General features: G+C 70.9%; 19 protein-coding genes. 9 read left to right on the forward strand and 10 right to left on the reverse strand.

Translation table 11 applies throughout. From position 1 onward, the window contains the following. Window positions 1-11: 11 nt before the first annotated feature. Together NGK70_RS11695 and NGK70_RS11700 are read left to right on the forward strand one after the other, a co-directional pair. Window positions 12-3,227: an efflux RND transporter permease subunit gene (locus tag NGK70_RS11695; protein WP_251973384.1), complete on the forward strand. Its 3,216-nt coding sequence runs from the start codon at window positions 12-14 to the stop codon at window positions 3,225-3,227. A gap of 11 nt (window positions 3,228-3,238) precedes the next feature. Continuing rightward, a complete protein-coding gene (locus tag NGK70_RS11700) occupies window positions 3,239-3,718 on the forward strand; it encodes a DUF411 domain-containing protein (RefSeq protein ID WP_251973385.1) in 480 nt (159 codons plus the stop codon). A gap of 229 nt (window positions 3,719-3,947) precedes the next feature. On the opposite strand, the gene NGK70_RS11705 is transcribed toward NGK70_RS11700, so the two are convergent. After that, window positions 3,948-4,208, reverse strand: a complete 261-nt coding sequence (locus tag NGK70_RS11705) for a heavy-metal-associated domain-containing protein (protein WP_310742599.1) — start codon at window positions 4,206-4,208, stop codon at window positions 3,948-3,950. A 174-nt stretch (window positions 4,209-4,382) separates the two neighbouring features. Between NGK70_RS11705 and NGK70_RS11710 the strand changes: the two genes are divergently transcribed. Both NGK70_RS11710 and cueR read left to right on the forward strand, forming a co-directional pair. Continuing rightward, window positions 4,383-6,638 (forward strand): heavy metal translocating P-type ATPase, encoded by a 2,256-nt coding sequence (locus NGK70_RS11710; protein ID WP_310742600.1) that lies wholly within the window; start codon window positions 4,383-4,385, stop codon window positions 6,636-6,638. 17 nt (window positions 6,639-6,655) lie between these two features. Continuing rightward, entirely contained in the window at window positions 6,656-7,132 is a 477-nt protein-coding gene (gene cueR, locus NGK70_RS11715) for a Cu(I)-responsive transcriptional regulator (RefSeq protein ID WP_251973756.1), read from the forward strand. Window positions 7,133-7,162: 30 nt separating this feature from the next. On the opposite strand, the gene NGK70_RS11720 is transcribed toward cueR, so the two are convergent. The 7 genes from NGK70_RS11720 to NGK70_RS11750 form a co-directional block, all read right to left on the reverse strand. Further along, on the reverse strand, window positions 7,163-7,540 hold the full coding sequence (locus NGK70_RS11720) for a hypothetical protein (protein ID WP_251973386.1): 378 nt from the start codon (window positions 7,538-7,540) through the stop codon (window positions 7,163-7,165). Between the two features lie 6 nt (window positions 7,541-7,546). Beyond that, window positions 7,547-7,900, reverse strand: coding sequence for a copper-binding protein (locus NGK70_RS11725; protein WP_251973387.1), 354 nt, complete (start codon window positions 7,898-7,900; stop codon window positions 7,547-7,549). Between the two features lie 42 nt (window positions 7,901-7,942). Next, window positions 7,943-8,446, reverse strand: coding sequence for a cupredoxin domain-containing protein (locus tag NGK70_RS11730; protein ID WP_251973388.1), 504 nt, complete (start codon window positions 8,444-8,446; stop codon window positions 7,943-7,945). A gap of 32 nt (window positions 8,447-8,478) precedes the next feature. Further along, entirely contained in the window at window positions 8,479-9,906 is a 1,428-nt protein-coding gene (locus NGK70_RS11735; protein WP_251973389.1) for a multicopper oxidase family protein, read from the reverse strand. A 38-nt stretch (window positions 9,907-9,944) separates the two neighbouring features. Continuing rightward, window positions 9,945-11,390: a TolC family protein gene (locus tag NGK70_RS11740; RefSeq protein ID WP_251973390.1), complete on the reverse strand. Its 1,446-nt coding sequence runs from the start codon at window positions 11,388-11,390 to the stop codon at window positions 9,945-9,947. Between the two features lie 11 nt (window positions 11,391-11,401). Next, a complete protein-coding gene (locus NGK70_RS11745; RefSeq protein ID WP_251973391.1) occupies window positions 11,402-11,827 on the reverse strand; it encodes a hypothetical protein in 426 nt (141 codons plus the stop codon). 100 nt (window positions 11,828-11,927) lie between these two features. Further along, the gene (locus tag NGK70_RS11750; protein WP_251973392.1) at window positions 11,928-12,410 is read right to left on the reverse strand and encodes a hypothetical protein; all 483 of its coding nucleotides are present in this window, start codon (window positions 12,408-12,410) and stop codon (window positions 11,928-11,930) included. A 209-nt stretch (window positions 12,411-12,619) separates the two neighbouring features. On the opposite strand from NGK70_RS11750, the gene NGK70_RS11755 reads away from it, so the two are divergent. Next, window positions 12,620-14,302, forward strand: a complete 1,683-nt coding sequence (locus NGK70_RS11755; protein WP_251973393.1) for an AMP-binding protein — start codon at window positions 12,620-12,622, stop codon at window positions 14,300-14,302. Continuing rightward, window positions 14,299-16,068: a thiamine pyrophosphate-binding protein gene (locus NGK70_RS11760; RefSeq protein WP_251973394.1), complete on the forward strand. Its 1,770-nt coding sequence runs from the start codon at window positions 14,299-14,301 to the stop codon at window positions 16,066-16,068. Before NGK70_RS11755 ends, NGK70_RS11760 begins: the two co-directional genes overlap by 4 nt. Window positions 16,069-16,102: 34 nt before the next feature. On the opposite strand, the gene NGK70_RS11765 is transcribed toward NGK70_RS11760, so the two are convergent. Both NGK70_RS11765 and NGK70_RS11770 read right to left on the reverse strand, forming a co-directional pair. Beyond that, the gene (locus NGK70_RS11765; RefSeq protein WP_251973395.1) at window positions 16,103-16,804 is read right to left on the reverse strand and encodes a hypothetical protein; all 702 of its coding nucleotides are present in this window, start codon (window positions 16,802-16,804) and stop codon (window positions 16,103-16,105) included. A gap of 13 nt (window positions 16,805-16,817) precedes the next feature. Next, the gene (locus NGK70_RS11770; protein WP_251973396.1) at window positions 16,818-19,796 is read right to left on the reverse strand and encodes a BamA/TamA family outer membrane protein; all 2,979 of its coding nucleotides are present in this window, start codon (window positions 19,794-19,796) and stop codon (window positions 16,818-16,820) included. Between the two features lie 247 nt (window positions 19,797-20,043). Here NGK70_RS11770 and NGK70_RS11775 point away from each other — a divergent pair, with 247 nt between their 5' ends. From NGK70_RS11775 to yiaA, 3 genes are all read left to right on the forward strand, one after another. Then, on the forward strand, window positions 20,044-21,105 hold the full coding sequence (locus NGK70_RS11775) for an aldo/keto reductase (protein WP_251973397.1): 1,062 nt from the start codon (window positions 20,044-20,046) through the stop codon (window positions 21,103-21,105). Window positions 21,106-21,172: 67 nt separating this feature from the next. Next, window positions 21,173-21,547: a DUF805 domain-containing protein gene (locus tag NGK70_RS11780; protein WP_251973398.1), complete on the forward strand. Its 375-nt coding sequence runs from the start codon at window positions 21,173-21,175 to the stop codon at window positions 21,545-21,547. Between the two features lie 81 nt (window positions 21,548-21,628). Beyond that, window positions 21,629-22,069 carry an inner membrane protein YiaA gene (gene yiaA, locus NGK70_RS11785; protein ID WP_251973399.1) on the forward strand — a complete coding sequence of 147 codons (441 nt, stop codon included), beginning with the start codon at window positions 21,629-21,631 and terminating at the stop codon, window positions 22,067-22,069. Window positions 22,070-22,071 lie beyond the last annotated feature (2 nt).

Raw genomic sequence — 22,071 nt, forward strand, 5'->3', positions numbered from 1 at the left:
CGGGAGGCGCCATGCTGTCCAGCCTCATCCTGTGGTCCGGCCGGAACCCGTTCCTGGTCCTGCTCGCCACCCTGTTCGTCATCCTCGGCGGCGTCGTTGCCGTGGTGAAGACGCCCCTCGATGCCCTGCCGGACCTGTCGGACGTGCAGGTCATCGTCTACACCGAGGTGCCGGGCCAGGCGCCGCAGGTGGTCGAGGACCAGGTGACCTATCCGCTCACCACCGCCATGCTCGCGGTGCCGAAGTCGAAGGTGGTGCGCGGCTTCTCGTTCTTCGGTGCCTCCTTCGTCTACGTCATCTTCGAGGACGGCACCGACATCTACTGGGCGCGCAGCCGGGTGCTGGAGTACCTGAACTTCGCGTCGAGCCGGCTGCCCAAGGGCGTGGCGCCCTCGCTCGGGCCGGACGCCACCGGCGTGGGCTGGGTCTACCAGTACGCCCTGCTGGCCAAGGACCGGACGCTGGCCGAGCTGCGCACCATCCAGGACTGGTACGTGCGCTACCAGCTGACCAAGGCCCCGGGCGTGGCCGAGGTGGCGTCGCTGGGCGGCTTCGTGCAGACCTACCAGGTGACGGTTGATCCGCTCAAGCTGCGCAGCTTCGGCATTCCGCTGATGAAGGTGTCGCAGGTGATCCGAGACTCCAACCGCGATGTCGGCGGTCGCGTGGTCGAGATGGCCGAGACCGAGTACATGGTGCGCGGCAAGGGCTACCTTCGCGGGAAGGCCGACATCGAGCAGCTGGTGGTCAAGAGCGAAGGTGGCACGCCGGTCCTGATCCGCGACATCGCCCGCGTGGAGATGGCCCCCGATGAGCGGCGCGGCCTGTCCGAGCTGAACGGCGAGGGCGAGGTGGTGTCAGGCATCGCGATGTCACGCTTCGGGCAGAACGCGCTGGAGGTGATCCACCACCTCAAGGCCAAGGTGGCCGAGATCTCGGCTGGCCTGCCCGAGGGCGTCACGATCCAGGCGGTCTATGACCGCTCGGACCTGATCCACCGCGCGATCAAGAACCTTTCGTGGACCTTGGTCGAAGAGAGCGTGATCGTGGCCGTGGTGTGCGTCGTGTTCCTGATGCACGTGCGCTCCGCGCTGGTGGCCATCCTGATGCTGCCGGTGGGCGTGCTCATCTCGATCATCGCGATGCGCCTGCTCGGCATGAACTCCAACATCATGAGCCTGGGCGGCATCGCGATCGCGATCGGCGCGATGGTCGACGCGGCCATCGTGATGATCGAGAACGCCCACAAGCACCTGGAGCGGCTGGACCGCAGCCGGCCCGTCCACAGCCTGCGTGACCGCGCCGACGCGATGGTCCAGGCCTGCCAGGAGGTGGGGCCGGCGCTGTTCTTCTCGCTGCTGATCATCACCGTGTCCTTCCTGCCGGTGTTCACGCTCGAATCCCAGGAGGGCCGGCTGTTCTCGCCGCTGGCCTACACCAAGACCTTCGCGATGGCCGGCTCGGCGCTGCTGTCGGTGACGCTGGTGCCGGTGCTGATGCTGCTGTTCATCCGCGGCCGGATCCTGCCGGAGGCGAAGAACCCGGTGAACCGCTTCCTGATCTGGGTCTACCGCCCGATCATCGAAGCCGTCATGCGCTGGAAGAAGCTGACCCTCGCGCTGGCATTGATCACCTTGGGGCTGTCGTACGTCCCGGCGTCGCGGCTCGGCAGCGAGTTCATGCCCACCCTCAACGAGGGCACGTTGCTGTACATGCCGGCCTCGCTGCCGGGCATGTCCATCACCAAGGCCGCCGAGGTGCTGCAGACGCAGGACAAGATCATCAAGAGCTTTCCGGAAGTGGCCTCGGTGTACGGCAAGGCCGGCCGGGCCAACACCGCCACCGACCCGGCCCCGACCGAGATGTTCGAGACCGTCATCAACCTGAAGCCCCAGGATCAATGGCGCCCGGGCATGACCACCGACAAGCTGATCGCCGAGATGGACCGGGCGCTGCAGTTCCCGGGCGTGTCCAACGCCTGGACCATGCCGATCAAGGCGCGCATCGACATGCTGTCCACCGGCATCCGCACGCCCATCGGCATCAAGGTCTTCGGCAAGGACCTGGGCGAGATGGAGCAGCTGGCCAAGCAGATCGAGGCGGTGGTCAAGACCGTGCCTGGCACCACCTCGGCCTTCGCCGAGCGCCTGACCGGCGGCAGCTACCTCCACGTCGAGCCCGACCGCGCGGCGCTGGCCCGCTACGGCCTGACGGTGGGTGAGCTGCTCGACGTGGTCGGCACCGCCCTGGGCGGCGAAATGGTCACCACCACCGTCGAGGGCCGCGAGCGCTTCGGCGTCACCGTGCGTTATCCGCGCGAGCTGCGCAGCCACCCCGAGCAGATCGAGCGCGAGGTGCTGGTGCCGATCATGGGTGGGGCCGGGGTGACCACGACCGTGCCGCTGGGCCAGGTGGCCAAGGTGGTCGTGGCGCGCGGCACACCAGGCATCCGCACCGAGAACGCCCTGTTGTCGGCGTACATCTTCGTTGACATCCGCGAGCGCGACATCGGCTCCTACGTCGCCGATGCACGCCGGGTCGTGGCCGAGCAGGTGAAGTTCCCGCCCGGCTACTACATCACCTGGAGCGGCCAGTTCGAGTACATGGAGCGCGCGGTCGAGAAGATGAAGATCGTCATCCCGGTGACCCTGCTGACGATCTTCCTGCTGCTGTACCTGAACTTCCGGCGTCTGACCGAGACGCTGATCGTCATGCTGTCGGTGCCCTTCGCGCTGGTGGGGGGCGTGTGGCTGATGTGGTGGCTCGACTACAACCTGTCGGTGGCCGTGGCGGTGGGCTTCATCGCCCTGGCCGGGGTGGCGGCCGAGACCGGTGTGGTGATGCTGATCTACCTCGACCACGCCTGGCAGGAGGCCCGGCAACGCTGCCGCCAGGAGGGCCGCGTCCCCGGCGCCACCGACCTGTATGCCGCCGTCATGGAAGGCGCGGTCGAGCGCGTGCGCCCCAAGATGATGACCGTCGTGGCCATCATGGCCGGCCTGCTGCCCATCATGTGGGGCAGCGGCACCGGCTCGGAGGTGATGAGCCGCATCGCCGCTCCGATGGTGGGCGGCATGATCTCCTCCACCGTGCTCACGCTGGGCGTCATCCCGGCGCTGTACGCGCTGGTCAAGCAATGGCAGCTGCAGCGTGCCGCGAACGCGGATGATGCGGCGCCGACCGACGTGGCCCCGGCCACCTCCGTTCCACCCACCCCCACCCCCTGAGGAAGCGATTCATGCAACGACGCCACTTCTGCCACGCCCTCCTCCTGAGCGCGGGCGCACTCGCGGCCACCGCCGCCTGGCCGGCACTTGCAGCGTCGGCCACGGCCGAGGTGCAGGTCTTCAAGAGTCCGACCTGCGGTTGCTGCGGCGCCTGGGTCGAGCACATGCGCGCCGCCGGCTTCAGGGTCAAGGTGACCGAGGTCGATGACACCACGGCCGCGCGCAAGCGCCTGGGACTGCCGGATCGCTACGGCAGCTGCCACACCGCGACGGTTGCCGGCTACGTGCTCGAAGGCCACGTGCCGGCCGCGGAGGTCAAGCGACTGCTGGCGACCCGGCCCCAGGCCCTCGGCCTGGCGGTGCCGGGCATGCCGCCATCGGCACCGGGCATGGACGTTCCCGGCCGCAAGGACCCCTATGACGTGCTGCTCATCGGCACGGACGGGCAATCCAGGGTCTTCGCGTCCTACCCCAGGAAGGCGGCAGGCTGAGGCCTCGGTAGGCATCGATCGCTCGCCGGGGCGTGCGCACAGCCGGTTGCCGTGCCGTCGCCGCGATGGCCATCACTCAGGGCCTGGTTGCCGGAGCGCCCATGCGGTCCATCATCATCTGCATCATGAACTGCGCCATCTCCATGCGCTTCTCCATCATCGGATGGCGCGTGGCCAAGGGAACCCGGTCCTGGCTGCGGGCCTGACGATCAGCGCACCAGCGCGGCCGTCACGGGCGGTGCCCGCAACAGCAGCCCTGCGCAGGCGCGGCGGCAGCGCGGTCGGGCGCCTCGACCGGCACCGGCGTGTAGCCGGCGTCCTCGATGGCGTGTGCCAGGGCCGCGGCACTGGCCGAGGCGGACTCCACCTGCACCTGGTGTGTGGCCTGGTCGATCAGTACCTTGGCGTTCTGGTCGGTGGCCTTCAGCGCCTTGGTGATGGCACCGACGCAGTGGCCGCAGGTCATGTCGTTGACTTCGAAGGCAATCATTGCTTGTTCCAGAGGGGGTTGACGCACTGACTGTCCACTTTCCCACTGTTGGAAGGTCAAGCCACCTTGCCGGGAATCCACTCTGGCACTGGGCAGAATCATCGGGGGCCGTTGACCTTGCCAATGTTGGAACCTTGACGATGCGTGGACATCGAACCCACTCTCGAGGCATCCATGAACACCACTGCTGCCGGCCACGACATCGTGACGACCGAGACCACACTGCAGGTCGAAGGCATGACCTGCGCCTCGTGCGTGGCTCGTGTCGAGAAGGTGCTGCGCAAGGTGCCTGGCGTCAGCGGCGCCAGCGTCAACCTGGCGACCGAGCGGGCGACCATCCAGGCGCTGGCGACGGTGCCGACCGCGGCGCTGAAAGGGGCCATCGAGAAGGCCGGCTATGTGGCCAAGGAGGTTCAGGACGTCAAGGCGCTGCCGGCTGCGGGCCTGCCGGCCTGGTGGCCGGTCGCGGTGAGCGGCGCGCTGACGCTGCCGCTGGTCCTGCCCATGCTGCTGCAGCTCTTCGGCGTCATCTGGATGCCCGACGGCTGGCTGCAGCTGGCGCTGGCGACTCCGGTGCAGTTCTGGCTCGGCGCTCGCTTCTACCGCGCCGGCTGGAAGGCGGTGCTCGCCAAGGCCGGCAACATGGACCTGCTGGTGGCGCTGGGCACCTCGGCGGCCTACGGGCTCTCGGTCTACCTGCTGTTCAGGCATGCCGGGCATGGCATGCCACACCTGTACTTCGAGGCCTCGGCGGCTGTCATCACGCTGGTGCTGCTGGGCAAGTGGCTGGAGCAGCGTGCGAAGGGGCAGACGGCCGACGCCATCCGCGCGCTCAACGCGCTGCGCCCGACCACGGCCCGCGTGCGCCGTGGCGACGCGGAGCTGGACATCCCGGTGGAACAGGTGCGGGTCGGCGACCTCGTCATCGTGCGTCCCGGCGACCGCGTGGCCGTCGACGGCGAGGTCGTTGAAGGTCGCAGCCACGTCGACGAATCGCTCATCACCGGCGAGAGCCTGCCGGTGGCCCGGGGCATGGGCGACAAGGTGACCGGCGGGTCCATCAACGCCGAAGGCGCGCTCGTCGTGCGCACCCGTGCCATCGGCGCCGAGACCACGCTGGCGCGCATCATCCGCATGGTCGAGTCGGCCCAGGCCGCGAAGGCGCCGATCCAGCGCATCGTTGACCGCGTGAGCGCGGTGTTCGTGCCGGTCGTGCTGGGCATCGCGCTGCTGACCTTCCTGGGCTGGGTGGGCTACAGCGGTGACTGGGAGCACTCGCTCATCAACGCGGTGGCGGTGCTGGTGATCGCCTGCCCCTGCGCGCTCGGCCTGGCCACGCCGACGGCCATCATGGCCGGCACCGGTGTGGCGGCGCGCCACGGCATCCTCATCAAGGACGCCGAGGCGCTGGAGGTCGCGCATGCGGTCACCGTGGTGGCGTTCGACAAGACCGGCACGCTCACCGAGGGCCGGCCATCGCTCGCCGCGGTGGTCGCCGCGCAGGGCTCGACGCGCGACGAGGTGCTGGGGCTGGCGGCGGCGCTGCAGAAGTCGAGCAGCCATCCGCTGGCCGTGGCGGTGATGGAGCAGGTCCGGCACGAGCGCCTGACGGTGCCCGAGGTGCGCGATGCCCAGGCCCTGCCCGGGCGCGGTGTGCAGGGGGTGGTGCGGGGCCACACGCTGGCCCTGGGCAGCACGCGCCTGCTGCGCGAGCTGGGCCTCGATGCCGGCGCGTTGCAGGCTGAGGCGCAGCAGCTCGGGCAGCAGGGCCGGACGGTGTCGTGGCTGGTTCGGTCGGATGCTGGCCAACAGTGCCTGCTGGGCCTCCTGGCGTTCGGCGACTCGGTCAAGCCGGCTGCGTTGGCCGCGGTGTCGCGGCTGCATCAGCTGGGCATCCGGACCGTGATGCTGACCGGCGACAACCGCGGCGCGGCCGAAGCCGTTGCCCGGGAACTGGGCATCGACGAGGTGCGTGCCGAGGTGCTGCCCGGTGACAAGGCGGCCGTGGTCAAGGCATTGCGCGACGCCGGCGAGGTGGTCGCCTTCGTCGGTGACGGCCTCAACGACGGCCCGGCCCTGGCCGCCGCCTCGGTGTCGTACGCGATGGCCGGCGGTGCCGACGTGGCGACCGAGACCGCCGGCATCACGCTGATGCGTGGCGACCCGCGGCTCGTGGCCGATTCGCTCGACGTGTCGCGCCGCACCTACTCGAAGATCAAGCAGGGCCTGTTCTGGGCCTTCGGCTACAACGTGCTGGGCATCCCGCTCGCGGCGCTGGGCCTGCTCAATCCCGTCATCGCCGGTGCTGCGATGGCCTTCAGCAGCGTCAGCGTGGTGCTGAATGCGTTGACGCTGCGCCGCTGGCGAGGCGTCGCCGACGGGCATGCCGCGGCGCCTGGCGAGCAGCGACGTGGAACCATGACGGTTTGAGGAGCACGGCGATGGGCATGAACATCGGGGAAGCCGCCAAGGACTCGGGCGTTTCGGCGAAGATGATCCGCCACTATGAGAGCGTCGGCCTCCTTCCCGCGGCGGCACGTACCGAGTCGGGCTACCGGCAGTACACCGACAAGGAGGTCAGCACGCTGCGCTTCATCCGCCAATCGCGTGACCTGGGCTTTTCCATCGAGCAGATTCGCGAGCTGCTCGGCCTCTGGCAGGACCGCAAGCGACCGAGCCGGCAGGTGCGCGCGCTGGCGCTGGCCCACATCGAGGAGCTCGACGAGAAGCTCAAGGAGCTGCAGTCGATGAAGGCGACGCTTGAGCACCTCGTGCGCTGCTGCCACGGCGACGACCGCCCCGACTGCCCCATCATCGACTCGCTGGCACAGCAGGGGAACGCGCCAGCGGCCGCCGCCGTGCATCACGCGCCCGGGCGGACCGCCGGGCTCCAGCCGGGGCGAGCGCGTCGCCGGGGGGCCTAGCTGGCACGGCGCCACCGTGGACGACAGCCCTCAGCGCGCCAGCTCGACCGTCAGGCTCACCGGGGCGGGGCCCTTGTTGGTCCACATCCAGCAGTGGTCCTGCGCCGCTGAGACCTTCAGCCGGTCGCGGCCGGCGCTGACCTCGGCCTGCCGGGCCGGGTACACGGCCTCCTTGCCGACGTGGTAGTGGATGTTGAACTCCACTGGCGCCGTGGTGGTGAAGCGCCAGCTGATCTGGTCTCCGGCCGCCAGGCTGCCGCAGGCCTCGATGAACTGGCCGGCCGGAATCTCTGCCTGGAGCGAGAAGCGCCCTTCGGGTGACCAGGCGATGTCCACGATGTGCGTTGCGGCGTGGGCTGAACCGGCATGGACGGCGGCGGCCAGCATGAGAGCGAGGGCGCGGCCCATCGCGATCTACTGAACCACCTGCATCTCGGTCACGGTGAACTTGCCCGCGTCGTTGATGACCTTGAACTTGACCTTGTCGCCAGCCTTCACCTTGTCGAGCATCGTCCTGTCCTTGACGACGAAGACCATGGTCATGCCCGGCATCTCGAGGTTCTTGATCTCACCATGCTTGAGGGTGACCTTGCCCGCTTCCTTGTCGACCTTGCGAACCTCGCCGTCTGTCAGGTCGGCGCCGTTCGTGGCTGCCGGGGTCGCGCTCTCTGGGTGGTGGGCTGAATGATCCTGTGCCTTTTGCTGGGCCACGGCGGGGCCGGCGAGCAGCGCGGAGCACAGGAGGGAGACGGCAAACACTTCTTTCATGAAGAACTCCTTGGTCAAGGTGGATGGATGGGTGGATGGGGGTCAGGGCGCAACGACGTGGATCGTGCCGACCATGCCGGCCTGGTAGTGGCCGGCGATCAGGCAGGCATACTCGAAGCGACCCGGGCGGTTGAAGGTCCAGATGATCTGCGCGCCCCTGCCGGGGGGCACATGGGCCATGTAGGGCTCGTCGTGCTCCATGTCCGGGAACTTCAGCATCAGCTCGGCATGTTCGTCGTTGTCCTTGCGTGTGCCGATGACGAACTCGTGCATCACCTTGCCGACGTTGCGGTGGACGAACCGGATGGTCTCGCCGAGCCGCACGCGGATCCGATCCGGCTCGAAACGCATCGTGTCGAGCATGCGCACCCGGATCGTGCGATTCACGGCCAGGGCATCCCCGGCGATGCCCCAGTCCTTCTGTTCCTTCCTGACCGGGCCGGACTTGCCGGGGTGGATCCTGTCGCCATGGGCCCGCGCGAGCCCGGAGGCGCCCAGCAGGGCAGCGCTGACGACAAGGAGCAGCTGTCGCTTGTTCGAGTGCATGAGATGTCCTTTGGGGGCTGTGAGCGGGGGGTTCAATGGCCGCCGTGGCCACCGGTGGGCTTGCGCGCCTGGACTTCCACCTCCCGGGCGGGCTTCGCCGCAGGCGGCATGGCGCCGCCGCCGTCCGCGGGGCTACGGGCCGGTTCGGCCAGAGCGCCGGTCCACTCATAGGCCTGGGTGCCGGGCGGGTGGGGGTACCAGCCCGGGTCGCGGTAGTCGCCGCGCGGCTGGTCTGCGCGCACCTTGAGCACGCTGAACATGCCACCCATGCCCACCGAGCCGAACGGCCCGGTGCCGGTCATCATCGCCGCGGTGTTGTCGGGCAGGGGCATTTCCATCTCAGTCATGTCCTTCATGCCGCGTTCGCCCATCACCATGTAGTCGGGGATCAGCCGGGTGATCTGCTTGGCCACGCCGCGGTGGTCCACGCCGATCATCGTCGGCACGTTGTGGCCCATCGCGTTCATCGTGTGGTGGCTCTTGTGGCAGTGGAAGGCCCAGTCGCCCTCCTCGTCGGCCAGGAAGTCGATCTGCCGCATCTGGCCGACGGCGATGTCGGTCGTGACCTCGTACATCCGGGTGCTCTTGGGCGTGGGGCCACCGTCGGTGCCCGTGACGAGGAACTCGTGCCCGTGCAGGTGGATCGGGTGGTTGGTCATCGTCAGGTTGCCCACGCGGATGCGCACCCGGTCGTTTTTGCGCACCACCAGCGGATCGATGCCCGGAAAGATCCGGCTGTTCCAGGCCCAGAGGTTGAAGTCCAGCATCGTCATGATCTTGGGCGTGTAGGCGCCCGGGTCGATGTCGAAGGCATTGAGCAGGAAACAGAAGTCCCGGTCCACCTCATCGATCAGGGGGTGCTTCGCCTTCGGGTGGGTGATCCACAGCCCCATCATCCCCATCGCCATCTGCACCATCTCGTCGGCGTGTGGGTGGTACATGAAGGTGCCGGGGCGGCGGGCGACGAACTCGTAGACGAAGGTCTTGCCCGGCGGGATGCCCGGCTGCGTCAGGCCGGTGACGCCGTCCATGCCGTTGGGCAGGCGCTGGCCGTGCCAGTGCACGCTGTGCAGCTCGCCGAGCTTGTTGGTGACGAAGATGCGCACGCGGTCGCCCTCCACCACCTCGATCGTCGGCCCCGGGCTCTGGCCGTTGTAGCCCCAGAGGTGGGCCTTGAAGCCCGGCGCCATCTCGCGCACCACCGGTTCGGCGACGAGGTGGAACTCCTTGACGCCGTTGTTCATGCGCCAGGGCAGGGTCCAGCCATTGAGCGTGACCACCGGGTTGTAGGGCCGCCCGGTACCGGGCACGAGCGGCGGCATGGTGTCGGGCCGGGTCTGGAGGACCGGCTCCGGCAGGGCCGCCATGGCCACCCGGCTGACGGAGGCCGCCGCCACGGCCGCGGTGATGGCGCCCGTCATGGCACCGGCCCTGCCGAGCATCTTGCGTCGGGAAAGCATGGGGGAGTCCTTCATGTGCTCGTGTTCAGTGCTCGTGTTCAATGGCCCGCGGGCTGTGCCGCCGCGGTCGTACCGGCGGGGCCGGCAGCGGCGGCCAGGTCGGGCTTGCCGATCAGGGCCATGTCGAGGTCGGCCTGGGCGATCCAGAAGTCGCGCAGCGCCTCGATGGAGGCGTTGACCGTGGCGATCTGCGTGCGGGCATCGGCCAGCAGTTCGAAAACGCCGATCAGCATGCCGTTGTAGCGCAGCAGGTTCTCCTCGGCGATGCGCTGGCTCAGCGGCACGATCTCGTCGCGGTGGTGGCGGGCGATGTCATAGGCCGAGCGGTAGCCGGTGTAGGCTTCCCGGACCTCGGAGCGGGCGTTGATCGCGGTCTGCGCGGCGCGGTGCAGTGCCTGCATGTAGATGGCTTCGGCCCGCGCGACGCGCGCGTCGCCCCAGTCGAACAGCGGTAGCTCGACGCTGATCTCCCAGCCGCGCTGCGTGGGGGCCTCGTTCGAGCTGTTGCGCAGCAGCCCGAGTTCCAGCACGTTGACGAAGCGGGTCGTGCGCGTCAGGCCCAGATGGCGCGCCGTCTGCTCGGCGGCGAGCTTCGCCCCCTGCACGTCCAGCCGCTGCGCCAGTGCCACCGGTTCGATGTCGGGCAACTCCAGCGGCGCCTGGGGCAGGTCGGGCAGGCGCTGCGGCAGCATGAACTGCGTCTGCGGCCCCCACAGGCCGAGCAGGCGCGTCAGGCGCTCACGGGTCGAGCGCTGCGCCTGCTGTGCCTGCGCCAGCCGCAGCGTCGCGTCGGCATGGAAGCCCTGTTCGCGCGCCCGCTGCAGCTTGTTGAAGTTGCCGACCTGCTCCATGCGGCGCGCCAGCTCGGCACCGGCATCGGCCGCCTGCGCCACCTGCCGCATGTAGCGCAGGGTTTCCTCCGCCGCGAGGGCCTGGAAATAGGCCTTGCGCGTATCGGCCGCCAGGCTCAGCACGTCGAGGGCCACCCGGCCCTGCGCGTCCTGCAGGCGCCGCGCCTCCAGGCGCTGGACCATCGGCATGGCCAGCAGGCGCGCGAGGTTGATGTGCAGGCTGCGCTCGATTTCCCGTTCGTCGCCCCGGCTGGAGCGCCCGAAGCTGAATCCCGGGTTGGGCAGGCGCGCGGCCTGCACGATCTCGGCCTCGGTGATGCCGAGTTCCTGGAAGCGGGCCTGCAGGCCGCGGTTGTTGAGCAGCGCCAGCTGCACGGCGTCGTCCACCGTGAGCGGCCTGGCCAGCAGTTCCGAGACGCGCTGCGCGATGCTGTCGAGGTCGGCTTCGCTGCGCGCCCAGCGCAGCTCCTTGCCGAGGTGCTGCCGAGCAGCCTGCTCGACAGGGCCGAAGCCTCCGTCGGGGCTGAAGCCGGCACAGCCCCCCAGCAGGACCGCGCCGGCCACGAGCGCGGCGAGGTGCCCGCGCCGCGGCGCTCGCGGGGCGGTGCCGGGAAGCCGGAGGTCCGGATGCATGGCGAAGGTCCTCATGGCTGCGAGAGGTGTTGCGGAGGGTGGTGCAGGTGGCCGCCCTGTCCGGGCGGCTTCGCCGCGGGAGGTGCCGATGAGGGAGGTGCCGATGCGGGACGTGCCGACGCAGGAGGTGCCGACGTCGGCGGATCGGCCTGCTGGGCTTCGCGCGCATAGACCCGCCAGCCGCCGATGCGTGCGACCGCGTCATTGGCGTCACGCCATGGCAGGGTCTTCTCGTCGCCCAGCCGCCGGTAGGGCGCCGTGGCGGACTCATAGCGCAGGGCCGGCACGGTGGCCTGCGGATCGAAGGGGTCGGGGCGGCGGACGGTGGGCATGGGCTGCGCCAGCGCCTGGGTCAGTGCCTGGACTGTGAGGAACGCCGAGAGCAACAGGCTCGGCACCGTCCGCGGAAGGCGCCGCAGCGGCATCGTGGGATGCATGGAAACCTCGTGTGAACGCCGGGTGGCGTCGGCAGGGCAGCGCCGACGGACCTGATGCGGCGGGCAGGCGCGTGCTTGCACGCAGCCAGCGTCCCGCCGCCTACACGCGGGCGGTGCGAGGGGGGCGGTCAGGGCCGCCGGCCGAGAAGGGGTCGACCGTGGCGGCCACAGGAGAGAACGTCGCCGCCGTGGCCTCGACGACAGGCAGGGCCGGCAGGGTGCTCATGAGCGCGCCGGTCGAGCAGCATGAGCCGCAGACGTTGCACTTGTGCGTGTCGGCGGAACCCGCCTTGGCCTGTGCTGCACTGCTGTGCTCCCCAGGGCCGGGGGAGGCGGTCAGGGCGTCGTGGGCGCCTGAATGTTCATGGGCCATGCCCGCCTCAGCGCCATGATGGTCGTGGCCGGCAGGTGCTGCTGTGTGGTCGGCCTTGGCCACCGCCACGGCATCGGCCACGGCCACCGCCACCGCCACATCACCATGGTGCTTCGGCCCACAGAACGCCATGGTTGCCGCTGCGCTGGCCTGAGCGGGAATCGCCAGCGCCAGCAACCAGACCAACAGGGTTCGGATCAGCCCATCCATCCCTGCACTGTACCGCGCTGCGCAACCCAGGCCCGGGCCAGGTTTTCCCGGCCCGGTTCCTGATGTGGAGCCCGGCCTGGCGGCGGGCCCGCCGGATCGGCACCTCCCGTGGCTCGGTGCGGGCGGGCTAGGACTCCCACCAGTGGCGCAGGGCGCCCGCTTGGCGCAACCTTGTGAACCCCGTCACAAGCCAATGGCAAGGAGGCACGATGAGCGAGCCGCTCCCATCCCTGCTCGATCACGCGCTGGCGCACGAAGCTGCCCACGCGGAGTTCGTCTACCTGACCCAGCCCCTGGGCGACGGGCGGGTGGTGCACTACACCTGGGCCCAGTTGATGGACGAGGCGCGGCGCATGGCCGCCCACCTGCAGGGACGGGGGTTCGAGCCCGGCTCGCGCATCGCGATCCTGTCGAAGAACTGCGCCCACTTCATCATCGCCGAGCTGGCGATCTGGATGGCTGGCCACACCACGGTGGCCATCTTCCCCACCGAGACGGCCGAGACGGTGCGCTTCGTGCTGGAGCACAGCGAGGCCAGCCTGCTCTTCGTGGGCAAGCTCGACGCCTGGCCCCAGCAGGCCGGGGGGGTGCCCATGGGCCTGCCGCGCATCGCCCTGCCGCTGGCGCCCGAGAATGACTTCGAGGGCTGGGACGAGGTCATCGCCCGCACCCCGCCCCTGCCCGGGCGGCCCCGGCGCGCGCCGGACGACCTGGCGATGCTGATGTACACCTCCGGCTCCACCGGCACGCCCAAGGGCGTGATGGTCAGCTTCGCGGCCATCACCCGCGCCGGCGAGGGCATCGCCCAGGACCTGCGCGGGCGCGTCGGCCAGGACGCGCCCAACCGCATGCTGTCCTACCTGCCGCTGGCGCACAGCTTCGAGCGCTCCTGGGTGGAGGCCTTCACGCTGGTGGACGGGCGCACGCAGGTGTTCTTCGCCGAGTCGATCGACACCTTCGTGCAGGACCTGCAGCGCGCCCGCCCGACGCTGTTCATCTCGGTGCCGCGGCTGTGGCTCAAGTTCCAGCAGGGCGTGTTCGCCAAGATGCCGCCGGCCCGGCTCGATCGCCTGCTGCGCATCCCGCTGCTGGGCCGGCTCGTTGCCCGCAAGATCCGCCGGGGCCTGGGCCTGGACGAGGTGGTGATGGCCGGCAGCGGCTCGGCGCCCATCCCGGCCGAGCTGATCGCCTGGTACCGCCGCATCGGCCTGGCGCTGTACGAGGGCTACGGCATGACCGAGGACAGCTCCTACTCGCACTCCTCGAGCGCCGAGTTCAACGCCCCCGGCTACGTGGGCGTGCCGATGGCCGGCGTGCAGGTCAGGCTCAGCCCCGAGGGGGAGATCCTCATCAAGTCGCCTGGCCAGTTCACCGGCTACTACAAGCGCCCGGACCTGGATGCCGATGCCTTCACCGAGGACGGCTTCTTCCGCACCGGTGACCTGGGCGAGCGCCGCCCCGACGGGCTGCTCAAGATCACCGGCCGCGCCAAGGAGCTGTTCAAGACCGCCAAGGGCAAGTACGTGGCGCCCGCCCCGATCGAGAACCACCTCAACGCCCACCCCATGATCGAGCTGGCGCTGGTCTCCGGCGTGGGCCAGCCCTCGGCCTACGCGATGGTCATGCTGGCCGAGCACCTGCGTCCACGCACGAGCGACGCGGCCCTGCGCCAGGAGGTGCAGGCCGCGTTGACGCAGCTGCTGGAGGACGTCAACCGCCGCGTGTCCGACTACGAGCAGCTGCACATGATCGTGGTGGCGCGCGAGCCCTGGTCGATCGAGAACGGCCTGCTGACGCCCACCATGAAGATCCGCCGCCACCGCATCGAGGCCGCCGTGGGCGCCGACGTCGAGCGCTGGTACGCCTCCGGCGCCAAGGTGCACTGGGCGTGAGCGCGACTCCGTTCGCCCCTGCGCTGACCCCCCCGCCGCACGGCGGTGACCGGGTGGCCGCCGCGCTGCAGGCCCACGGCGTGCGCAGCCTGTTCACGCTCTGCGGCGGGCACATCTCGCCGATCCTGGCGGCGGCCAAGGCGCGCGGCATCCGCATCGTCGACGTGCGCGACGAGGCCACCGCCGTGTTCGCCGCCGATGCCACCGCCCGCCTCACCGGCGTGCCCGGGGTGGCGGCGGTCACGGCCGGGCCGGGCATCAGCAACACCATCACCGCGCTCAAGAATGCGCAGCTGGCGCAGTCCGCCATCGTGCTGCTCGGCGGGGCCGCGCCCACCGCACTGCAGGGCCGCGGCGCGCTGCAGGACATCGACCAGCGCCCGCTGGTGGCGCCGCACGTCAAGCGCTTCTTCAAGGTCCGCCGTGTGCGCGACCTGGGCCACGCGGTCGAGCAGGCCTTCGAGCTGGCCGCCGGCGGCGTGCCCGGCCCGGTGTTCATCGAGTGCCCGGTGGACCTGCTCTACGACGAGGCATCGATCCGCCAGTGGTACGCGGACGCCGGTGGCAAGGGCACCTCCCTGCCCGACCGGGCGCTGCGCTGGTACCTGCAGCGCCACGTGGCGCGCCTGTTCGACGGCAGCGCCGTGCTGGCCCCGGCCCAGGTCCGCCCCGTGCCGCTGCCGCGCGCCAGCGCCGCCGCCCTGGCCCGGGCCGCCGCGGCCCTGGGCCGGGCCGAGCGCCCGTTGATGGTGCTGGGCAGCCAGGCCGTCGTGCGCGCTGGCGAGGTGCAGGCGCTGGCCGACGCGGCGGCGCGCCTGGGCGTGCCGGTCTACCTCTCGGGCATGGCGCGTGGGCTGCTCGGGCGCGACCACCCGCTGCAGCTGCGCCACCAGCGCCGCCAGGCGCTGCGCGAGGCCGACTGCGTGCTGCTGGCCGGCGTGCCCTGCGACTTCCGGCTCGACTATGGCCGCCATGTGCGGCGCAGCGCCACGCTGATCGCCGCCAACCGCAGCGCCCGGGACGCGCGGCTGAACCGCCGCCCCGACGTGGCCGCCATCGGCGACGCCGGGGCCTTCCTGCAGGACCTTGCCAGCAGCGTTTCGGGCGGCGCCGCGCGCTGGGCGAGCTGGCTGCAGTCGCTGCGCCTGCGCGATGCCGAGCGCGAGGCCCAGATCGACCAGCAGGCCGCCGTGCCGGGCGAGCAGGTCAACCCCGTCGCCCTGCTGCGGGCGCTGGAGCGCGAGGCCGGCGACGACGCCGTGCTGGTGGCCGACGGGGGCGACTTCGTGGCCACCGCCTCCTACGTGCTGCATCCGCGCGGCCCGCTGAGCTGGCTGGATCCCGGCGCCTTCGGCACCCTGGGCGTGGGTGCGGGATTTGCGCTGGGCGCCGCGCTGGCGCGCCCGGGCCGCGAGGTCTGGATCCTCTACGGCGACGGCGCCTGCGGCTGGGGGCTGACCGAGATCGACAGCTTCGTGCGCCATGGCATCCCGGTGATCGCCCTGGTCGGCAACGACGCGGGCTGGACCCAGATCGCCCGCGAGCAGGTCAAGATGCTGCATGACGACGTGGGCTGCGTGCTGGCGCGCACCGCCTACCACGAGGTGGCGGCGGGCTTCGGCGCCGAGGGCCTCCTCGTGACCCGGCCCGACGAGGTGGCGCCCGCACTGGCGCGGGCCCGTGCACTGGCCCGCACGGGCCGGCCGGTGCTGGTCAACGTCTGGCTCGACGCGACGGACTTCCGCGAGGGTTCGCTGTCGATGTGAGGATCGTCTGGAGCCCGCGCCAGGAGGGGGCGGCCTACCGGCAGGACTCGGCCAGCCTCGGCACCGGCCGGGTGCTGGCGGAGAACGGGTCGAGCCCGGCGGCACGGCTCTCGCGCGTGTCGGCGCAGTCGCGCCCGATCCGGTAGCGCCGTCGGCCGTCACCGCGGTCCTCCTCGGCCACGGCGGTCGGGCCGGCGTCCAGGGCGCGTTCGACGGGGTTTCCCCGAGCGATGGACGAGTTGCTGCGCGGGTCGCGGAGGGCCTGGCCGGCCGGCGAGGGGGCCCCTTCGGGGGCTTGACCCGGCGCCACGCGGCCGGGCCGTGGCAGCTCCAGCCGCAGTGGTGGCGGGTGGGATGCCGCCGGCTCCGATGGCCGCGGCGGCGCCACGGTGATGGCCTGTCGGGTTTGTGGGGCCTGGGGGGGCCGCAGGGGCGTGGTCAGGTCGGGGCGGGTCGGTTCCCGGCGCACCGGCGGTGGCGCGAGCGGTGGGCGTTCCGGCGGCCGCTCGCTGCGGGGACGGGGGTCGCGCTCCCTGGCGGCTTCAGGCGGGGATGGCGGCGGCTGCGCGATCCAGCGCAGCAGCAACCGCTGAGGCGGCACGGCGGTGGACCGCACCGGCCGGCTGGCCCACTGCAGCCCGATGAGCGCCGCGCCGTGCAGCAGCAGCACCGCCAGCATCAGCCGCCGCGGCGAGCGGGGCACGCGCCAAGGCGGCGCAGTGCCGGGATGGTTCATGCCTGCCGTAGCGTCAGAATGCCCGGCCGAAGCTCAGGTAGCCGACGGTGTCCTTGGGCTCGTCCAGCCCGCGTGCCACGCCCAGGCGCAGGTTCAGGCCCAGGGCGTAGAGCAGCTTCAACTCGCCCAGCAGTTCCACCCCCACGCCGCGGTAGTAGCTGGCCGGCTTGCTGGCGCCGACGTTCCAGGCCCCGCCGATGTCGAAGAACACCGCACCGGAAAGGCGGTTGATGCCCAAGGGCGGCACCATGCCGTGGCGGTCGATGTCGGCCAGCGGTGTGCGCCACTCGACTGAGCTGACCCGCGCGCTCTGGCCGACCAGCGCCGCGTCGTCGCCGCTGTAGCCGCGCAGCGAGAGGTCGCGGCTGTTGAGCGTGTAGCCCAGTTGCAGCTGCGGGTCGGTGGCGCCGCCGAGCTGGTAGGGGCGGGTGCGGCCGCTGGCGCGCGCCTCGGTGTGGCGCAGAGCGAGCACGCTGCGCCCCAGCGGGACGTAGCCGCGCAGGTCGGCACGGATCACGTGGCCGTCGTAGCCGGTGCCGGCCGCCTTCTCCTCGCGGCTCAGGAAGGGCTGGTAGGTCTCGTACAGCAGGCTGGCGCGCAGGCCGCGGTTGGCGCCCTCGCTCCACCAGTTGGACTCGCGGCTGTCGTAGTCGATCAGCGCGGCGGCCAGCTTGTCGTTGCGGGCGGTGCGGCGCGACTCGGGCTCGGTCTGGATCACTTCGATGCGGTCGAAGGCCGCGCCGATGCCCAGGTTCACGCGCCGCTGCAGCCGCTGCAGCACCGGCAGCGTGCTCAGCCACTGCGCCTGGGTGTGGCGCTCGTAGGCGAGGGTGTCGTACTTGCTGCTGCCACGGTCGCGCCAGGCCAGCGGGGTGATGGTGCGCTGCAGCGACAGCATCTGGCTGTTCAGCCAGAGGTATTCCAGCGCACCGACGGCCTCGCGCTGGCTGGTCTCCCATTGGAAGGCCAGGGCGTACTGGTGCCAGCCCAGCGCGTCCGAGCCGTTGGTGCTGGCGCCGTAGGCGGTCAGGCCGCGGTCGGAGGTGATCAGCGGCCACCAGGAGCGCGGATACATCGAGGTCAGCGGCAGGTAGCGGCGGTCTTCGCCCAGCGCCGGGGCGCTGGCGGTGCCGGCCGGCTGGGCTGCCGCGGGGCTCGTGGCTGGCGCTGCTGGGGCCGGGGCGGCCGCCGCAGCGACGGGAGCGGACGCGGCCGCTGCGGACGAAGCCGGCACTGCCGGCGACCAGCCGGCGTTGGCGAGCCTGAGCGCCTGCCCGCCGGCCAGGGCCAGCGTCTGCAGCGCGGCGGCCTGTTCCTGGCGGTGCAGGCGGTAGCCGTCGGCGGCGATCACCACCGTGGCCAGCGAGCCGTCCGCCAGGCTGCCGCCGTGCGCCACCACGCCGGTGTGGCTGTGCGTGAGGCGCTGCAGGCGCCCGCCGGCCAGGCGCCAGACGTTGGTCACGCCCTCGTGCGCAGCGATGAACTCCAGCCCCTGTGCCGTCGCGCGCAGCGAGTGGATCGGGGTGTTGCCCTCGAACAGCCGGCGCGCTGCTGCACCCGGCGGGGCCAGGTCCAGTTCGACGATGCGCCAGTCGCCGGCCTGCCGCTCGATCAGCTGCACGCGCTGGCCGTCGGCACTGGCGGCCAGGTCGACCAGGTCGCTGCCCTCGGGCGGGGTGTAGACCGGGCGAAGGTCGGCGCCGTTGCGGTCCAGGCTGACCAGCCGGGTGCGGCCGGCATCGAGTTGCAGCGCGAGGATGCGCTCGCCCGCCTGGGTGGCGCGGCGCAGGTGGGCGCAGTGGGTCAGGCGCTGCACCGAGCCGCCCTGGGCGTCCCAGCGGTACAGGTCACTGCCGAGGTAGTGCGTGTTGCAGAGGTCGGCCTGGGTGATCAGCAGCTCGCCACGGGCATTGGCGTCCAGCCGCGCGGCCATGCCGCCCAGCGTGGCCAGCACCTGGCGGCGCCCGAAGGTGTCGAACTGCACCAGCTCGGTCGCGCCCACGCCGTCGTCCAGCACGGCCAGGGTGCGCCCGTCGGGCAGGCTGGCGACGCTGGGGATGTCGAAGTGCACCTTGTCCAGGGCCCGGCCCAGCACCTCCGGCTGCGCGCGCAGGGCACTGGCGCGCTGGGTGACCTGGGTGTCGAGGTCGGCCAGGAACTCGTCCCACAGCTCGTCCATCGCCTTGCCGGTGGCCTCGCGCGGGTTGGAGTGGAAGCGCGGCACGATGTTGCCGCTGTAGTTCTCCACGAACTGGCCCACCGCGGCGCGCCCGTAGCGGCGCGCCAGGAAGTCAAAGAAGTAGCCGCCGTAGAGGTAGGACTTGGCCAGCGGCAGGGCGCGGCCGTCCGAGTTCAGCTCATTGAGCTTGAGGAAGCCGCGGGCCTGCTCGGCACGCAGCCAGCCCTCGTAGTTCGGGCCGTAGAGCCGGCCGCGCCCCAGCGTGGCCGCGGCAGCGACACCGCCGTCCTGCGCGCCCTCGAACCAGGTCGCCAGCCCTTCCATTGCCCAGGGCGGCTGGAAGACGTTGGGGAAGAACCAGGCCACGCGGCCGAAGATCATGCGCAGCACGCCCGGGGCGCTGCGCACCTTGTCCAGGTGGATGGCGTGCACCAGCTCGTGCGTGAGCAGCAGGTCCAGCCAGGGGCTGTTGTCCAGCAGCTCGCCGTCCGGCGGCGCCAGGAAGGCGCCCACCAGGTTGTAGGGCAGCGGTGTGGAGAAGCCGTTGGCCACGTCGAACTCGCTGTACACCACCAGCTCGATGCGCCCGCTCGGCACCCACTGCAGCGCCGGGCTGATGCGCGCGTAGGCCCGCTCGGCCGCGCGCGCGACGTTCTCCGCCTGGGCGCGCTGCTCGCCGCGGTAATGCACGCGGAAGTGCGTGCTGTCGGCGCTGCGCCAGTTCGCCCAGGGGTCGGCGCCCAGGGCATGGGCGCTGCCCAGCCAGAGCGTGAGCAGGGCCAGCAAGAGAAGACGAAGGTGGATCAATTTCATCGGGACTCCCTCGGGGCAGCGCGGCAAACAGGGGCGGGGGCCGGCCGCTTCGGCGGCAAGCTTACACGCGGCCCCGGCGAATCCGGGCAGGCGGCATGCGGCTCTTGATCTGGCTGGCACCCGCTGGCCTCGGGGCGTCTCGGCGGCGCCACTGCCCTGTCATCCCGGTGCCATGCAGCGTGGCGTGGCTTGCGGCAAACTCGACGGCTGCCCCGATCTTCCCTGCTTCCTCCGGAGATACCCGACCATGGAACTTGTCCGCCTCGGACGCAGCGACCTGCACGTCACCCCCATCTGCCTGGGCACGATGACCTTTGGCGAGCAGGTCGACCAGGCCACCGCCCACGCCATCCTCGACCGCTCGCTGGAGCGCGGCGTCAACTTCATCGACACCGCCGAGATGTACGCCGTGCCCGCCAAGCGCGAGACCTATGGCGCCACCGAGACCATCCTCGGGAACTGGTTCGCCGCCCGCCCCGGCGCCCGCCAGAAGCTGGTGCTGGCCACCAAGGTGGCCGGGCCCGCGCGCGGCATGGACTGGATCCGCGGCGGCAGCCCGGACCTGACCGTGCAGGACATCCTCAGCGCCTGCGACGACAGCCTGCGCCGCCTGCAGACCGACGTCATCGACCTCTACCAGATCCACTGGCCGGTGCGCCACGTGCCCGCCTTCGGCAGCATCTACTTCGAGCCGAAGAAGCTCAAGCCCTGCAGCGCCATCGAGCAGCAGCTCGAAGCCCTGCAGCGCCTGGTCCAGGCCGGCAAGGTGCGCGCGGTGGGCCTGTCCAACGAGACGCCCTACGGCCTGGGCGAGTTCATCCGCCTGGCCGAGTCCGCCGGCCTGCCGCGCGTGGCCACGGTGCAGAACCCCTACTGCCTGATCAGCCGGGCGGTGGACAACGGCCTGGACGAGGTGATGCACCACCACCAGGTCTCGCTGCTGGCCTACTCGCCGCTGGGCTTCGGCCTGCTGACGGGCAAGTACGACGCCATCGGCCTGAACGACCCCGAGCAGCGCCCCGGCCGCATGGCCCTGTACGACAGCATGAAGGCGCAGCGCTGGGGCCGCGCCGAGGCGCTGGACGCCGCGCGGCTCTACAACGCCCTGGCACGCGAGCATGGCCTGACCCCGGCGCAGCTGGCGCTGGCCTTCTGCTACCGCCGCTGGACGGTGGCCAGCACCATCATCGGCGTGACCAGCGTGGCCCAGCTCGACGAGGACCTCAACGCCTGGGGCACCGAGCTGAGCCCCGAGCTGCTCAAGGCGGTCGACGCGATCCGCTGGCAGCATCGCGATCCGGCGCAGTGAGGTCATCGGCGGTAGGTGCGCCGCCGCCCGCAGCCCGGCGCACGATGTCTGGTCGAGGAGGATTCGCATGTCCTGGTTCATCACCGTCCTGAAGAAGTACGCCACCTTCAGCGGCCGCGCCTGCCGCAGCGAGTACTGGTACTACTTCCTGTTCTACCTGCTGATCAGCGTCGTGCTGTCGCTGATGGACGGCATCCTGGGCGCCGATCCCCAGGGCGGCGGGGTGCTCGGTGCGCTGTTCGCGCTGGGGACGCTGCTGCCGACGATCGGCGTGGGCGTGCGGCGCCTGCATGACATCGGCAGGTCGGGCTGGTGGCTGCTGATCGGGCTGGTTCCGCTGGTGGGCGGCCTGGTGCTGCTGTGGTTCGCGGTCAAGGACAGCGATCCCGGCGACAACGCCTACGGGCCCAACCCGAAGCTGGCCGGCGCGGTCGAGCCCTGATGCCGCTGCGTCCCGCACTGTCCGGCACTGTCCGCGGGCCGCGGTACATTGCGGTGCGCCTCAACCACCACGGATCCCGCCATGAATGCCTCCCTTCAACCCCAGCGCCCCACCGGGGCCTTCGTCGGTGCGTCCTGGGCGGCGCTGCTGGTCGGCGCGATTACCTTCCTGGTCGGGCTGTGGAACGCCGCGATGCCGCTCAACGAGAAGGGCTACTACTTCACCATCCTGATGTACGGCCTGTTCTCGGCGGTGTCGCTGCAGAAGTCGGTGCGCGACCGGCTCGAAGGCATCCCGGTGACGGGGCTGTACTTCGGCCTGTGCTGGGTGTCGCTGACGCTGGCGGTGCTGCTGCTGGCCGTGGGGCTGTGGAACGCCACGCTGGCCGCGAGCGAGAAGGGCTTCTACGCGATGTCCTTCCTGCTGGCGCTGTTCGGTGCGGTGGCGGTGCAGAAGAACGTGCGCGATCTGGCCCATTTCAAGGACGACGCCGGCTTCGCGGACGGCCAGAACGGCAACTGAGC

The sequence above is a fragment of the Sphaerotilus microaerophilus genome (assembly GCF_023734135.1).
Lineage (GTDB): Bacteria > Pseudomonadota > Gammaproteobacteria > Burkholderiales > Burkholderiaceae_C > Sphaerotilus > Sphaerotilus microaerophilus.